12 protein-coding genes and 1 pseudogene are annotated in these 14,885 nt (G+C 73.7%); 3 read left to right on the top strand and 10 right to left on the bottom strand.

Going from position 1 to position 14,885, the window contains the following annotated elements; all coding sequences use genetic code 11:
• The first annotated feature begins 2 nt into the window (after positions 1-2).
• Complete coding sequence (locus tag GC722_RS15410; RefSeq protein ID WP_156611581.1) at positions 3-527, top strand: hypothetical protein; 525 nt, start codon at positions 3-5, stop codon at positions 525-527.
• Here GC722_RS15410 and GC722_RS15405 read toward each other — a convergent pair.
• Positions 520-1,305 (bottom strand): sterol carrier family protein, encoded by a 786-nt coding sequence (locus tag GC722_RS15405; RefSeq protein WP_156611580.1) that lies wholly within the window; start codon positions 1,303-1,305, stop codon positions 520-522. The two genes, GC722_RS15410 and GC722_RS15405, sit on opposite strands and share 8 nt — an antisense overlap.
• 40 nt (positions 1,306-1,345) lie before the next feature.
• On the opposite strand from GC722_RS15405, the gene GC722_RS15400 reads away from it, so the two are divergent.
• On the top strand, positions 1,346-4,270 hold the full coding sequence (locus GC722_RS15400; RefSeq protein ID WP_156611578.1) for a bifunctional [glutamine synthetase] adenylyltransferase/[glutamine synthetase]-adenylyl-L-tyrosine phosphorylase: 2,925 nt from the start codon (positions 1,346-1,348) through the stop codon (positions 4,268-4,270).
• Between the two features lie 3 nt (positions 4,271-4,273).
• Here the strand turns inward: GC722_RS15400 and GC722_RS15395 are convergent, their stop codons facing one another.
• Together GC722_RS15395 and glnA are read right to left on the bottom strand one after the other, a co-directional pair.
• A complete protein-coding gene (locus GC722_RS15395) occupies positions 4,274-4,738 on the bottom strand; it encodes a CAP domain-containing protein (RefSeq protein WP_156611576.1) in 465 nt (154 codons plus the stop codon).
• 211 nt (positions 4,739-4,949) lie between these two features.
• Positions 4,950-6,371 (bottom strand): type I glutamate--ammonia ligase, encoded by a 1,422-nt coding sequence (gene glnA / locus GC722_RS15390; RefSeq protein WP_156611574.1) that lies wholly within the window; start codon positions 6,369-6,371, stop codon positions 4,950-4,952.
• Positions 6,372-6,644: 273 nt separating this feature from the next.
• Between glnA and GC722_RS15385 the strand changes: the two genes are divergently transcribed.
• The gene (locus tag GC722_RS15385) at positions 6,645-7,001 is read left to right on the top strand and encodes an RDD family protein (protein WP_156612104.1); all 357 of its coding nucleotides are present in this window, start codon (positions 6,645-6,647) and stop codon (positions 6,999-7,001) included.
• 17 nt (positions 7,002-7,018) lie between these two features.
• On the opposite strand, the gene GC722_RS15380 is transcribed toward GC722_RS15385, so the two are convergent.
• From GC722_RS15380 to sucB, 7 genes and pseudogenes are all read right to left on the bottom strand, one after another.
• Entirely contained in the window at positions 7,019-7,591 is a 573-nt protein-coding gene (locus tag GC722_RS15380; RefSeq protein WP_156611571.1) for a YdeI/OmpD-associated family protein, read from the bottom strand.
• A gap of 31 nt (positions 7,592-7,622) precedes the next feature.
• Entirely contained in the window at positions 7,623-9,413 is a 1,791-nt protein-coding gene (locus GC722_RS15375; protein ID WP_156612103.1) for an ABC-F family ATP-binding cassette domain-containing protein, read from the bottom strand.
• A 28-nt stretch (positions 9,414-9,441) separates the two neighbouring features.
• Entirely contained in the window at positions 9,442-10,911 is a 1,470-nt protein-coding gene (gene gndA, locus GC722_RS15370) for an NADP-dependent phosphogluconate dehydrogenase (RefSeq protein ID WP_156611570.1), read from the bottom strand.
• Between the two features lie 38 nt (positions 10,912-10,949).
• Positions 10,950-11,708 (bottom strand): DUF4191 domain-containing protein, encoded by a 759-nt coding sequence (locus GC722_RS15365; protein ID WP_408609325.1) that lies wholly within the window; start codon positions 11,706-11,708, stop codon positions 10,950-10,952.
• A gap of 29 nt (positions 11,709-11,737) precedes the next feature.
• Positions 11,738-12,697 (bottom strand): lipoyl synthase, encoded by a 960-nt coding sequence (gene lipA / locus GC722_RS15360; RefSeq protein WP_331714929.1) that lies wholly within the window; start codon positions 12,695-12,697, stop codon positions 11,738-11,740.
• Between the two features lie 47 nt (positions 12,698-12,744).
• Positions 12,745-13,488 (bottom strand): lipoyl(octanoyl) transferase LipB, encoded by a 744-nt coding sequence (lipB, locus tag GC722_RS15355; RefSeq protein ID WP_331714928.1) that lies wholly within the window; start codon positions 13,486-13,488, stop codon positions 12,745-12,747.
• A gap of 118 nt (positions 13,489-13,606) precedes the next feature.
• A pseudogene (gene sucB / locus GC722_RS15350) lies at positions 13,607-14,885 on the bottom strand (2-oxoglutarate dehydrogenase, E2 component, dihydrolipoamide succinyltransferase); the annotation flags it as partial.

The following is a 14,885-nucleotide window of genomic DNA, read 5'->3' as shown; positions in this document are numbered from 1 at the left end:
CGGTGGCCGACCCGCTGCTCTGGCCGCTGAGCTTCACCCGCGGGCAGGCCGACGGGCTGGTCTGGTCGGTGCCGAACCGGACGGTGCTCGAGCTCACGCTCGGGGCGCTCGACGACTTCTCCGACGACTACCGCTGCCACCAGGCCGACGGCGCCCGGCTGCGGCTGGTGGTCGCCGCGCACACGCTGCTGTTCGCCGCCCGGGTGGACGAGGGCTGGCACCCGGGCCGGCTGTCGGTGGTGCAGGGCGAGACCGCCGACGGCGACCCCGTGCTGGCCGAGCGCTCCGACGGGGTGGTGACCCGGACCCTGGAGTTCGAGCCGAACGGCCACCGCACCCCGGCGCCGAACTGGCCGCACCCGCTGCGCGCCGACGCCGACCTCGGCCTGGGCCCCTCCCCGGTGGGTGCCCGCGAGTTCGACCGCTGGTGGACGGCCTCCACCCAGGCCCGGCCGTTCCGCCGGCACCGCTCCGGCTGGTGGGGACGGCTGCTGCCCGGCCGCGACGCCGGCGGCGACCTCAGCTGAGCAGCGGCAGCCAGCCCGACAGGTCGGCGCGGTGGCCGCTGGCGCTGACCCGCCCGGCGGCGCGGGCGTCCTGCCAGCCGAGCCGTCCGGTGCACAGCCGCAGGAAGGTCACCGGGTCGGTCTCGACCACGTTCGGCGGGGTGCCGCGGGTGTGGGCCAGGGTGCTGCCCTCCACCCCGCACTGCACCGCCCCGTGCGGCGGGACCCGCACCTCCAGGGTCTGGCCGGGGTGCTCGGCGGCCAGCCAGCCCAGCAGCGAGCGCACCGCCTGCGCCAGGGCCGGGCGGGGGACCGGCGGCGGCTCGGCCGACGGCACCGCCCGGTGCAGGTCGTCGGTGTGGACGACGGCGTCGAGCAGCCGGGTGGCCACCCAGTCGGCGACGGCGAGCGGGCCGCGGGGTCCGGCCACCACGGCCGGGTGGGGCCCGTCGGCGGCCTGTCGGACCCGCTCGGCGGCGGCCGTCAGGGCACCGGCCAGCTCCGTGCCGATCTCGGCCGCCCGGCGCCGGGCCAGCTCGTCGATCTCGGCGGCCGCGGCGGCGTAGCCGGAGACGTAGGTCAGGGCGGGCAGCGCGGGCGGGCGTCCGGGGCGGCCCAGGCCGTCCACCACCCCCTCGCCGACCACCACCAGGTGCGCGGCGAGGGTGGCGACGTCCCAGCCGGGCAGCACCTCCGCGCGGTGGTCGGCGCCGGGCAGCCAGTCCGCCCAGTCCTGCAGCAGGTCGGCGAGCAGGTTGAGGTCGGTCGGGACGCGCTGGGGTCGGCGGCTGGGTGGCACGCTCCGACCCTAGAGGACGCCCGCCCCTACGATCGGACCCATGACGTGGCTGGATACCGGCGTGACGGCCCTGCTGCGACGGGGGCTGACCGACCTCGAGGGGGCCCGGGCGGCGCTGGCGGACTGGCCCGAGGAGGCGGCCCCGGTGCTGGACGCCGTGGCCGCCACCGCCGACCCGGACCTGGCCCTGGCCGGGGTGCGCCACCTGCGCCAGCACGTGCCCGGGCTGCTGCAGCGGCTGCTCGACGAGCCGGTGCTGCGCCGCCAGCTGCTGGCGGTGCTGGCCTGCAGCGAGGCGCTGGCGCAGCACCTGGACCGCCACCCCGAGCTGGTGGAGGAGCTGGCGCAGCCGGCCCGGCTGCCCGCCCGCGAGGAGATGCTGCAGGCCCTGGCCTCGGCGGTGGCCACCGGGACGGAGGCGGCCGCGACCGACGCGCTGCGGGTGGCCTACCGCCGGCTGCTGCTGCAGGTGGCGACCGTGGACGTCACCGCCGAGGACCCCGGGGCGCTGCTGCCGCAGGTGGCGCGGACGCTGACCGACCTGGCCGACGCCACCCTGGCCGCGGCCCTGCAGCTGGCCCGTCGGACGGTCCCCGGCGCCGACGACGTCCGGCTGGCGGTGGTGGCGATGGGCAAGTGCGGGGCGCGGGAGCTGAACTACGTCAGCGACGTCGACGTCGTCTTCGTCTGCGAGCCGGCTCTGGACGAGCACGGCGAACCGGTGACGGGCACGGACCGGGCGCTGGCCGTGGGCACCCGGCTGGCCGCGGCCATGACCCGCGCCTGCTCGGCGCACACCGCGGCCGGCACCATCTGGGAGGTGGACGCCGCGCTGCGTCCGGAGGGCAAGGCCGGTCCGCTGGTGCGGACGCTGGCCAGCATGCGCGGCTACTACGAGCGGTGGGCCAAGCCGTGGGAGTTCCAGGCCCTGCTCAAGGCCCGCCCGGCCGCCGGCGACCTCGAGCTGGGCCGGGAGCTCGTCGAGCTGGTCGCCCCCGGGGTGTGGAGCGTGGGGGACACCCCCGGTTTCGTGGCCGACACCCAGGCCATGCGCCGGCGGGTGATCGACCTGATCCCCGCCCGGGAGGCCGGCCGGGAGCTGAAGCTGGGGGAGGGCGGGCTCCGCGACGTCGAGTTCTCGGTCCAGCTGCTGCAGCTGGTGCACGGCCGCACCGACGAGAGCCTGCGCGCACCGGCCACCCTGGACGCGCTGCAGGCGCTGGTCGAGGGCGGCTACGTGGGCCGCTCGGACGGTGCGGAGCTGGCCGAGGCCTACCGGTTCGAGCGCCTGCTCGAGCACCGGGTGCAGCTGTTCCGGCTGCGCCGCACCCACCTGCTGCCCACGGAGCCGGAGCAGCTGCGGCGGCTGGCCCGCTCGGTGGGGCTGCGCAGCCGGGAGGCCGTGGAGGAGGCCTGGCTCACCACCTCCCGGCAGGTGCGGACCCTGCACCGGCGGCTGTTCTACTCCCCGCTGCTGGAGGCGGTGGCGCGGATCCCCTCCGACCGGCTGCGGCTCACCACCGCCGCCGCCCGGGACTGGCTGCGCGCCCTCGGCTTCCTGGACCCGGACCAGGCCCTGCACAACATCGAGGTGCTGACCCAGGGGATGACCCGGGCGGCCGGGATCCAGCGCCAGCTGCTGCCGGCCATGCTCGGCTGGTTCGCCGAGGCGCCCAACCCCGACCACGGGCTGCTGGCCTTCAACCAGGTGTCCACGGCGCTGGGCTCGACCTCGTGGTACCTGCGGGCGCTGCGCGACGAGGGGGCGATGGCGCAGCGGCTGGCCCGCATCCTGGCCACCTCGCGCTACGCGGTCGACCTGCTGCGCCGCTCACCGGAGTCGGTGCAGCTGCTGGCCAAGACCGAGGACCTGGTGCCGCGCACCCACGGCCAGCTGTGCGAGGCGACCCGGGCCTCGGGCCGGCGCCACGGCGACCCCGAGAAGGCGGTGGCGGCGATCCGCTCGGTGCGCCGCCGCGAGCTGTTCCGGGTGGCCGCCGCCGACGTCCTCGGGCTGCTGGACGTCGAGCAGGTGGGGCAGGCGCTGACCGACATCAGCACCGCGACCATCGAGGCCGCCCTGGACGTGGTGCGGCGCGACACCGGCACCTCGGACGTCCCCCTGGCGCTGATCTCGATGGGGCGCTGGGGCGGGCAGGAGATGTCCTACGCCTCCGACGCCGACGCCATGTTCGTGGTGGGCGACGACCTCGAGGAGCAGCAGCGGTCGGCGGCCAGCTCGGCCATCACCCGGCTGCGGGCGCTGATGGCCCGCCCGGGCCCGGACCCGGCGCTGCCCATCGACGCCGGGCTGCGGCCGGAGGGCAAGGACGGCCCGATGGTGCGCAGCCTCGCCTCCTACCGCACCTACTACCAGCGCTGGTCCTCCACCTGGGAGGCCCAGGCGCTGGTGCGGGCGACCGTGGGCGCCGGCGACGTCGCGCTGGCCCGGGCCCTGCTGGACACGGTGGAGCCGCTGCGGTGGCCCGAGGGTGGGCTGAGCGAGCAGCAGCGCCGCGAGATCCGGCGGCTGAAGGCGCGGATGGAGTCCGAGCGGCTGCCGCGCGGGGCCGACCCGGCCAGGCACACCAAGCTGGGCCCGGGCGGGCTGAGCGACATCGAGTGGACCGTGCAGCTGCTCCAGCTCGACCACGCCCACCAGGTGCCGGGGTTGCGCACCACCCAGACGCTGACCGCGCTCCGGGCGGCGCGGGCCGAGGGGCTGCTGGCCGAGGAGGACGCCGAGGCGCTGGAGGAGGCGTGGCTGCTGGCCAGCCGGGTCCGCAACACGGTGATGCTGGTCCGCGGCAAGGCCTCGGACTCCTTCCCCACCGACCCGGTCGACCTGGCCGCGGTGGCCGAGCTGCTCGGCCACCACGGCGGCTCGCACCTGCTGGAGCACTACGGGCGCGTCACCCGGCGCGCCCGCAGCGTGGTCGACCGCGTGTTCTGGGGCGGGGCCTGAGGCTCAGCGGCGGGTGCCGAGCACCTGCGCGACGTACCAGCGTCCGTCGGAGCCCTTGGCGGCGGAGACCGCCATCACCTTGAACTGGGAGTTCAGGATGTTGGCGCGGTGGCCGGGGGAGCCCATCCAGCCCTTGACCGTCCGGTAGCCGGAGGGGTAGCCCATGGCCACGTTCTCACCGACGCGCGAGAGCTTGCAGGCGGTCAGGATCGGGCCGAGCTGCTGGTGGTAGATCCTCTTCGCCTTGGCCATCGCCTTGGCCTGGCGCTCGGAGTAGGTCTTCAGGCAGGAGTAGTAGCTCAGCGACGACAGACCGCGGGAGGTGCGCTCCTTGTTGGTCTGGTTGCGGACGTCCACCGCGTACTCCTGGGCGGTGACGGCCTCGGCGCCGGTGGTGGGGGCGACCAGGCCGACGGTCATGGCGAGCGCGACGGCGGCCAGCGCGCGGGCGATGCGACGAGTGCTCATGGGGGTGCTCCTCGAGTCGTGTCGGTGCGCACCAGCGGTGCGCGGGTCAGGCTCCCCCGAGCAGTTGTGGCTCCATGGTAACCCGCGCGCCAGCGACCGTCCCCCCGGGTCGGGCGGTCGGAGCCCGGCTGCAGCCGCGCCTCCACCCCGGACGCGCACGGGCCGCCGTCACCGGGGGTGACGGCGGCCCGTGAGGCTGCTTGCGCTCGGCTCAGCAGTCGAAGTACAGCTCGAACTCGTGCGGGGTCGGACGCAGCCGGACGGCGTCGATCTCGGCCCGCTTCATCTCGATCCAGGTCGAGATCAGGTCGTCGGTGAACACACCGCCGGCCAGCAGGAACTCGTGGTCGGCCTCCAGGCTGTCCAGCACCGCGCTCAGGTCGGCCGGGACGGTCGGCACGTTGGCGTGCTCCTCCGGGGGCAGCTCGTAGAGGTCCTTGTCGACCGGGGCCGGCGGCTCGATCTTGTTCTGGATGCCGTCCAGACCGGCGAGCAGGATCGCCGAGAACGCCAGGTAGGGGTTCGACGACGGGTCGGGGCAGCGGAACTCGACCCGCTTGGCCTTCGGGTTGGTGCCGGTGATCGGGATCCGGATGCAGGCCGAGCGGTTGCGCGAGCTGTAGACCAGGTTCACCGGCGCCTCGAACCCGGGCACCAGGCGGTGGTAGGAGTTCACGCTCGGGTTGGTGAAGGCGAGCAGCGAGGGGGCGTGCTTGAGGATGCCGCCGATGTACCAGCGGGCGGTGTCGGACAGACCGCCGTAGCCGGCCTCGTCGTAGAACAGCGGCTGGCCCTCGTTCCAGATGGAGGAGTGCACGTGCATGCCGGAGCCGTTGTCGCCGAAGATCGGCTTCGGCATGAAGGTGGCCGTCTTGCCGGCCTCCCAGGCGGTGTTCTTGATGACGTACTTGAACTTCTGCACGTCGTCGCCGGCCTGCAGCAGCGTGTTGAAGCGGTAGTTGATCTCGGCCTGACCGGCGGTGCCGACCTCGTGGTGGGCGCGCTCGACGCTCAGGCCGGAGTTCTCGAGGTTGCGGACCATGTCGTCACGCAGGTCGGCGAAGTGGTCGACCGGCGGGACGGGGAAGTAGCCGCCCTTGTAGCGGACCTTGTAGCCGCGGTTGCCGCCGTCCTCGACGCGGCCGGTGTTCCAGGCACCCGCCACGGAGTCGATGGCGTAGTAGCCGGTGTTCTGCTTCGTCTCGAAGCGCACGTCGTCGAAGACGTAGAACTCGGCCTCGGGGGCGAAGAAGGCGGTGTCACCGATGCCGGTGCTGGCCAGGTACGCCTCGGCCTTGCGCGCGATGTTGCGCGGGTCGCGGCTGTAGGGCTCCTTGGTCAGCGGGTCGTGCACGAAGAAGTTCACGCACAGCGTCTTGGCCTTGCGGAACGGGTCCAGGTAGGCGGTGGCCGGGTCGGGCAGGAGCGCCATGTCGGACTCGTGGATCTTCTGGAAGCCACGGATCGAGGAGCCGTCGAAGGCCAGTCCCTCCTCGAACACCTCGGGCCCGAAGGAGGAGGCCGGGACCGTGAAGTGCTGCATGATGCCGGGCAGGTCGCAGAAGCGGATGTCGACGACCTCGACACCCTCCTCCTTGATGTAGGCCAACAGGTCGTCGGCTCCTGAGAACATAGCTTCCCCTTCGCTCACGTACGAGTCGTGGTGTGGATGACTTCGGGCTCACCCTAGGAAGACGCCGTTCCGGGCCGGTTGCGTGGATGTTTCGGCTGCGTTACGGCGACCTCGCTCGGGCAGGTCCCTACCCTGCCAGGTCGGCGCGGGCCCGCCCGCCGCGTCCACGGGTAGGCTGGGGCGGTGGCGAGCGCGACGACCGACCGGGGTCCGGACCCCTTCCCGGCCCATCCCGGGGCCCGCCTCGGGGTGCCTGCGGAGGGTCGCGGCTCGATGGCCAGCTGGCGGGCCCGGATCGCGGCCATCCTGCTGGACTGGGCGGCCTGCATGCTGATCAGCGTCGGCCTCTTCGGCCCCGTCGTGCTCACCGGCGACACCTGGCAGAAGTTCATGCCGCTGACGCTGTTCTTCCTGGAGTCGGCCGTGCTCTCGGCGCTGGCCGGCGGCTCCTTCGGCCAGCTGGTCTGCCGGATCGGCATCGCCCGCCTCGACCGGCGCCCGCTCGGGTTCCTCCGCGCCGTGCCGCGGGCGGCCCTGGTGTGCCTGGCCATTCCCGCGATGGTCGTCGACGGCGACCGCCGCGGACTGCACGACCTGATGCTCGGCACCCTGGTGGTCAACCGCCGCTGAGCCGCCGGGGGCGGCGGTCAGCGGTAGTGGTGCTCGCCGCGGGCGGCCTTCTCGACCACCTCGGCGACGCGGGCGGCGCGCACGGCCGGCGTCTTGATCGCGGCCAGCCGGGAGTAGACCCGGAAGCGTTCCGAGGCCGTCATGGTGGCGAAGAACGCCGCGGCCGCGGGGTCGGCGTCCAGGGCGGCCTGCAGGTCGGGAGGAGCGGTGGCGCCCTTGACCCGGTAGGCGGCGTCCCAGCGCCCGTCGGCCTTGGCCCGCTCCACCTCGGCGATCCCGGCCGGACGCATCCGGCCCTCGGCGAGCAGCCGCGCGACGTGCTCCCGGTTCACCTGCGACCACGGGCTGGTGCGACGGCGCGGGGTGAAGGCCTGCAGCGTGTAGTCGTCGTCGAGGCGGGCCATCTGGCCGTCGATCCAGCCGTGGCACAGCGCCACGTCGAGGGCCTCCTGCCAGGTGATGCCGGGGGCGGAGGAGGACTTCTTGCGCAGCTTGAGGCGGACGCCGCCCGGGTCGGGGGCGCCGGCCAGGTACTGGTCCCACTCCTCGACGGTGACGTCGAGGACCGGCTTGTCGGCGAAGCTGACCATGTCCTGAGCGTAGGGACGCCCGGGGACGGTGTCAGCCCACCGCCTCCGCGGCCTCGAGCCAGGCCTCCTCGAGCTCGGCGACGCGGGCCTCGACCTGCTGCAGCTCGGCGGTCAGGGCGGCCAGGCGCTGGTAGTCGCTGGCGGCCTCGCCCATCCGGGCGTGCAGCCGCTCCACCTCCGCCTGGGCGCGGGCGAGCTGGCTCTCGATCCGGGCCAGGTCCTTCGACGCCTGCCGCCGCTGCGCGGCCGACGGCCCCGACGAGGAGGTGGCCGTGGCGGCGGCGGGCCGCTCGCCCGCGGCGGCGGTGGCACGCCGGTGCTCCAGGTACTGCTCCACGCCGCCGGGCAGCATGACGCAGCGCCCGTCGCCCATCAGCGCGTAGGTGACGTCGCACACCCGCTCCAGGAAGTAGCGGTCGTGGGAGACGACCACCAGCGTCCCGGGCCAGGAGTCCAGCTGGTCCTCCACCACGTTCAAGGTGTCGATGTCCAGGTCGTTGGTGGGCTCGTCCAGCAGCAGCACGTTCGGCTCGGCCAGCAGCAGGCTGAGCAGCTGCAGCCGCCGGCGCTCGCCCCCGGAGAGGTCGCCGAGCCGCGTGGTCAGCTTGTCGCCGGTGAACCCGAAGTCCTCCAGCAGCGACGTGGTCGACACCTCCCGCCCGGAGGCGGTCACCGTCCGCCGGCGGATCCGGTTCACCGCGTCCAGCACCCGGTCCTCGGGGTCGGTGGGGGTGACGTCCTGGGTCAGGTGCGCGAGCTGCACCGTCCGGCCCCGCTTGACCGTGCCGGCGTCGGGCTGCTGCTCACCGGCCATCAGCCGCAGCAGGGTCGACTTGCCCGCGCCGTTCACCCCGACCAGACCGATCCGCTGACCGGGGCCGATGGACCACGTCAGGTCGTCGAGCAGCACGCGGCGCCCGTCCTCGCCCGGACGGGGCGGCAGCTCCAGGTGCACCGACTTCAGGTCGATGACGTCCTTGCCGAGCCGGCTCAGCGCGAACCGCTCCAGCTCCAGCTTGTCGCGCGGCGGCGGCTCGTCGGCGATCAGCTCGTTGGCCGCGTCGATGCGGAACTTCGGCTTGCTGGTGCGGGCGGGCGGTCCGCGCCGCAGCCAGGCGAGTTCCTTGCGCAGCAGGTTCTGCCGGCGCTCCTCGCGGCTGGCGGCCTGCCGCGCGCGCTCGGCCCGGGCCAGCACGTACGCGGCGTACCCGCCGTCGTAGGCGTCGACGGTGCCGTCGTGCACCTCCCAGATGCGGGTGCAGATGGCGTCGAGGAACCAGCGGTCGTGGGACACGACGAGCATCGCGGTGCCGGCCGCCGCCAGCCCGCGCAGGTGCTCCGACAGCCAGGCCACGGCCTCCACGTCGAGGTGGTTGGTGGGCTCGTCGAGCACGACCAGGTCGTGACCGGCCAGCATCAGCTGCACCAGCGCGGTCCGGCGCCGCTCGCCACCGCTGAGCCGCGACACCGGGGCGTCGAGCTCCACCCCGACCAGCAGCTGCTGCACGATGGCCCGGGTGGAGGCCTCGGCGGCCCAGACGTGGTCGGGGCGGCCGCCGACGATGACGTCGCGCACCGAGGCCTCCGGCGCGAAGTCGTCGGCCTGGTGCAGGTGCCCGATGGAGACGGTCCCGGTGCGGGTCACCTGACCGGAGTCCGGTTCGGTGCGACCGGTCAGCACGTCGAGCAGGGTCGACTTGCCGTCGCCGTTGCGCCCGACCACGCCGATGACGTCCCCGGCGGCCAGGCCGAGGCTGACGCGGTCGAGCAGGGTGCGGGTGCCGTAGCCCTTGCTGATCGCCGAGGCGTTGAGGAGGTTCAGCGGGAGTCCCTCCCGCTGTGCGGGGCCCTCACGCCTCGGCGGCGATCTCGGAGCGGTCGCCGGACCAGAGGGTGTGGAAGGTGCCCTCACGGTCGGTCCGGCGGTAGGTGTGGGCCCCGAAGAAGTCCCGCTGGGCCTGGATCAGGGCCGCGGGGAGCCGCTCGGAGCGCAGCGCGTCGTAGTGGGCCAGGGCCGCGGAGAAACCGGGGACCGGCACCCCGGCGGCCACGGCCACCGAGACCACGCGGCGCCACGCCTGCTGGGCGGCCTCGAGCACCTCGACGAAGACCGGGGCGGTCAGCAGCGTGACCAGCTCGGGCTGGTCGCGGTAGGCCTCGGTGATGCGGTCCAGGAACCGGGCGCGGATGATGCAGCCGGCCCGCCAGATCCGGGCCACCTCGCCGCGGTCGATCTGCCAGCCGTAGGTCTTCGCGCCGGCGGTGATCTCGTCGAAGCCCTGGGCGTAGGCGAGCACCTTGGAGGCGTACAGCGCCAGGCGGACGTCCTCGACGAAGCCGGCCGGGTCGTCGACCGCGGGCGCGGAGGCGGGCCCGGGGAGGTCGCGGGAGGCGGCGCGGACGTCGGCCTGGGAGGAGAGGCTGCGGGCGAAGACCGCCTCGGCGATGCCGGAGACCGGGACCCCGAGGTCGAGGGCGGTCTGCACCGTCCAGGAGCCGGTGCCCTTGGCCCCGGCGGCGTCGAGGACGACGTCGACCAGCGGCTGCCCGGTGTCGGCGTCCACGTGGCGCAGCACCTCGGCGGTGATCTCGATCAGGTAGGACTCGAGGTCGCCGCGGTTCCACTCCGCGAAGGTCTCCGCGGCCTGCTCGGGGGTCTGGCCGAGCACCCGGCGGAGCAGGTCGTAGGACTCGGCGATCAGCTGCATGTCGGCGTACTCGATGCCGTTGTGCACCATCTTGACGAAGTGGCCGGCGCCGTCGGTGCCCACGTGGGTGACGCAGGGCTCACCCTGGGCCACCGCGGCGATGCTCTCCAGGATCGGGCCCAGGGTCTGCCAGGCCTCGGCGCTGCCGCCGGGCATCAGCGAGGGGCCGCGGAGCGCCCCCTCCTCACCGCCGGAGATGCCGCAGCCGACGAAGTTGATGCCCTTGGCCCGCACGGCCGCCTCACGGCGGATCGTGTCGGTGAACAGCGCGTTGCCGCCGTCGACGATGATGTCGCCGGGCTCGAACACCTCGCACAGCTCGTCGATCACCGCGTCGGTGGCGCGCCCGGCCTTGACCATGATGATCGCGGTGCGGGGGGTGGTGAGGGAGGCGGCGAAGTCCGCGATCGAGTACGAGGGCACGAAGCCGGCCTCGGGGTGGTCCTCGATCAGGCGGTCGACCTTGGCGTCGGTGCGGTTGGTCACCGCCACCACGTTGCCCTCGCGGCTGGCGAGGTTGCGGGCCAGGTTGGATCCCATCACCGCCAGACCGACGACGCCGATGTTGGCGGTGGGGGCGGCCGGCTCCTGGGCAGGGGACTTCTCTGTCATGGCTCTCCTGGTGGGGTACGGGCTCAGCCGGGGTGGGCTCAGCGGCCGCGCAGGCCCTGGCGGGCTCCGCGCATGGACGTCGGCAGCGGGCCCTTGGGCACCGGCACCTTCGGCCGGACGGCGTCGAGGGCGCGCAGCCGGTTGCGCACCTCGGTGATCTGGTGGGCGTCGATGGCCTTGGGCAGCTTCTGGATGTGCTTGGTCAGCTGGTCCAGCGGGACCTGGTTGGGTCGATCGCCCATCACCACGGTGGTCACCGGGACGCCGAAGGCGACGTTCTCGTGCTTGCGCTGCTCGCTGGCCAGCAGCTGGCGGAGCCGGCCGGGCTCGCCCTCGCCGATCAGCACGATGCCGGCGGGGCCGAGGGTGCGGTGCACCACGTCGGAGTGCCGGTTGGCGGTCACCACGGGGGTGGAGATCCACTTCTTGGGCAGCATGGACAGCGCCACCTCGGCCGAGCCGGCCTGACCGGCGTAGCGGATGAAGGTGGCCCGCTTGGTGCGGCGGACCAGCACGATCATGGCCAGCAGCAGCCCGACCATCAGGCCGAGCAGCGGCAGCGCGAACCACTGGTCGAGCAGGATGCCGCCGACGGTGCCCAGCGTGGCGGGGATGCCGAAGGCGGCCGCCAGCAGGAAGGGCAGCTTGGGGTCGTGCTCGTGGGTGATCCGGTAGGCCTCGCGGATCTGTCGCATCCGACCCATGTCGGCCGGGTCGGAGCTGGCCCGCCGGCGGGCCTTCTCGGCCTGCTTCGCCGCCCGCGCCTCGGCCCGGCTCGGCTTCTTGCTCGCGGGCACCCTGTCGGCGTCCTTGGCCATGGTGGCTGTCACTCCCGTCCGTCGCTGCTGGCGGCGCCGTCCCCGGCACCCCGGGCGGCGACGGCCTGACGGTACAGCCTGCCGGCCCGGTAGGAGGAGCGGACCAGCGGTCCACTCATCACGCCGGCGTAGCCGATCTGGCGCGCCTCGTCCTCCATCTCGGCGAACTCGGCCGGGGTGACCCAGCGCTCGATGGGGTGGTGGCGCGGGCTGGGACGCAGGTACTGGGTGATGGTGATGATCTCGGTGCCGGCGTCGTGCAGCTGGCGCAGCGCCTCCGAGACCTCCTCGCGGGTCTCGCCCATGCCCAGGATCAAGTTCGACTTGGTGACCAGGCCGGCCTCGCGGGACCAGCGCAGCACGTCGAGGGAGCGCTCGTAGCGGAAGCCGGGGCGGATCCGCTTGAAGATCCGCGGCACCGTCTCGACGTTGTGGGCGAAGACCTCCGGGCGGGTGGCGAAGATCGACTCCAGGTGGTGACGGTGGCCGGTGAAGTCCGGTGCCAGCATCTCGACCCCGGTGCCGGGGTTGAGCTCCTTGATCTTGCGGATGGTCTCGGCGTACAGCCAGGCGCCCTCGTCGGGCAGGTCGTCACGGCAGACGCCGGTGACGGTGGCGTAGCGCAGCCCCATCTTCTGCACCGACTCGGCCACCCGCAGCGGCTCGCCGGCGTCGAAGTCGGCGGGCTTGCCGGTGTCGATCTGGCAGAAGTCGCACCGGCGGGTGCACTGGTCGCCGCCGATGAGGAAGGTGGCCTCGCGGTCCTCCCAGCACTCGAAGATGTTGGGGCAGCCGGCCTCCTGGCAGACGGTGTGCAGCTCCTCGTCCTTGACCAGCTTCTTCAGCTCGGTGTACTCCGGACCCATCCGGGCCCGGGTCTTGATCCACTCGGGCTTCTTCTCGATCGGGACGGCGGAGTTGCGGACCTCGAGGCGGAGGAGCTTGCGTCCTTCGGGAGCGATCGTCACCCGGTCAGCCTACCTGTCCGGCCCGGCGGCGCCGCACCGCGGAACGGTCAGCCGACGGCGGCGGTGCTGAGGCCGTAGCTGATGCGGGCCTGATCCGTGGTCTGGTGCTGGTCGGCCAGGTCGGGGGAGGGGACGTAGTCGCCGAAGGAGAGCAGCTCCTCCAGGTGGGGGCGCAGCACCTCCACGGTCTGCAGCAGGGTCGGGGTGGCCTCGCGGCCGAGCTCGGCGGCCAGCGAGGTGACGCCGGCGTCGGTGATCCCGCAGGGCACGAAGGTGTCGAAGTAGCTGAGGTCGGGGTCGACGTTGAGGGCGAACCCGTGCATGGTCGTGCCCTGCGCCACCCGGATGCCGATGGCGGCCACCTTGCGCTCGATCCGCTCCCCGTCGGCGGGCAGCCAGACCCCGGAGCGGCCGCGGACGCGACCGGTGCGGAGCCCCAGGTCGGCCAGGGTGCGGATCAACGCCTCCTCGACCCGGCGGACGTAGTCGACGACCTTGACCGACTCGGGCAGCGTCACGATCGGGTAGCCGACGAGCTGCCCCGGCCCGTGCCAGGTGATCTTGCCGCCGCGGTCGACGTCGATGACGGGGATGCCGTCGGCGGGACGCTCGTGCGGCTGCGTGCGCCGGCCGGCCGTGTACACCGACGGGTGCTCGAGGAGCAGCACGGTGCCCGGCGTCCGTCCCGCGACCACCTCGGCGTGCAGCTCGCGCTGCAGCTCCCAGGCGGCGGTGTACTCGATCGGCGTGGGCGGGGTGTCGGCGAGGCCGACCAGGCGGAACTCGATCACGCTCCGACCCTACCGCCGGCCCGCCCGGACGCCCGCCCGGACCGCCCGCACGGATACCGCCCCAGACGCAGCACGGCCCCCGGGAGGCTCCCGGGGGCCGTGCTGCGTCGGCGTGGGGTCAGGAGAGCTCGGCGGCGAAGTCGCCGGCCTCCAGCCGTGCCTTGACCGCGCTCAGGAAGCGGCCGGCGTCCGCACCGTCGACCACGCGGTGGTCGTAGGTCATCGACAGGTACATCATGTCGCGGATCGCGATGGTCTCCCCGATGGTGGGGTCGGTGAGCACCACCGGGCGCTTGACCAGCGCACCGGTGCCCAGGATCGCCACCTGCGGCTGGTTGATGATCGGCGTGTCCATCAGGGTGCCGGTCGAGCCGTAGTTGGTGATGGTGAAGGTGCCCTCGGTGAGGTCGTCCGGGCTCAGCTTGTTGGTCCGGGTCCGCTCGGCCAGCTCGGTGATCTTCTTCGCGATGCCGGCCAGGTTGAGGTCGCCCGCACCCTTGATCACCGGGACGATCAGGCCCTTCTCGGTGTCGACGGCGATGCCGATGTTCTCCGCCGCCGGGTAGGTGATGGTGCCCGCCTCGGAGTCGACGGTGGCGTTGACGTTCGGGAACGCCTTGAGGGTCTCGGCCACCGCCTTGGTGATGAAGGGCAGGTAGGACAGCCTGGCGCCCTCGCGCTGGGCGAACTCGGTCTTGTACCGGGCCCGCAGCCGCGAGATCACGGTCAGGTCGACCTCGACGGTGGCGGTGAGCTGGGCCGACACCTGCAGCGACTCGACCATCCGGGTGGCGATGGTCTTGCGCAGCCGGGTCATCTTCTCGGTGGTGCCGCGCTTGGCGCTGACCTCCACGGCCGGGGCCTTGGGGGCGCTGGCCGGGGCGGGCGCGGCCGCCGCGGGTGCGGGGGCAGCGGGTGCCTCGGCGGCCTTGCGGGCCTCCTCGGCGGCTGCCAGCACGTCCTGCTTGCGGATCCGTCCGCCCACGCCGGTGCCGCTCAGCGAGGACAGGTCGACCCCGTGCTCGGCCGCCAGCTTGCGCACCAGCGGGGTCACGTAGGACTCGGCGTCGCCGCCGCCGGTGGCACGCGGAGCGGCCTGCGGAGCCGCCTTGGGCTGCTCCTGCTTCGGGGCCTCCTGCTTGGGAGCCTCCTGCTTCGGCTGCTCGGCCGGCGTCTTCTGCTGCTTCGGCTGCTCGGCGGGCGCCTCCTGCTTCGGGGCCTCCTGGGGCGCCGGGACCGGCTCCTGGCCGCCCTCGCCGCCGGCGGGGCCCTGGTCCTCGATCTCGCTGACCGAGCTGCCGTCGCCGTCGGTGCTGCCCTGGTCGCCGCCGGCGGTCTGGTCCAGACCCGCGCCCTGCGCCGGGTCGCCGACCACGGCCAGCACGGCGCCGACCTCG

The sequence above is a fragment of the Auraticoccus cholistanensis genome (assembly GCF_009742705.1).
GTDB classification, from domain to species: Bacteria; Actinomycetota; Actinomycetes; order Propionibacteriales; family Propionibacteriaceae; genus Auraticoccus; species Auraticoccus cholistanensis.
Note: the sequence above shows the minus strand (reverse complement) of the source record. Positions and strands in the feature narration are given on the sequence as shown.

Coding starts and splice junctions, on each gene's coding strand:
- GC722_RS15380 (WP_156611571.1), bottom strand. CDS start 7,591: ATGGTCAGCTTCGCCGACAAGCCGGTCCTCGACGTCACCGTCGAGGAG.
- glnA (WP_156611574.1), bottom strand. CDS start 6,371: ATGTTCTCAGGAGCCGACGACCTGTTGGCCTACATCAAGGAGGAGGGT.
- gndA (WP_156611570.1), bottom strand. CDS start 10,911: ATGACAGAGAAGTCCCCTGCCCAGGAGCCGGCCGCCCCCACCGCCAAC.
- GC722_RS15400 (WP_156611578.1), top strand. CDS start 1,346: ATGACGTGGCTGGATACCGGCGTGACGGCCCTGCTGCGACGGGGGCTG.
- GC722_RS15385 (WP_156612104.1), top strand. CDS start 6,645: ATGGCCAGCTGGCGGGCCCGGATCGCGGCCATCCTGCTGGACTGGGCG.
- GC722_RS15395 (WP_156611576.1), bottom strand. CDS start 4,738: ATGAGCACTCGTCGCATCGCCCGCGCGCTGGCCGCCGTCGCGCTCGCC.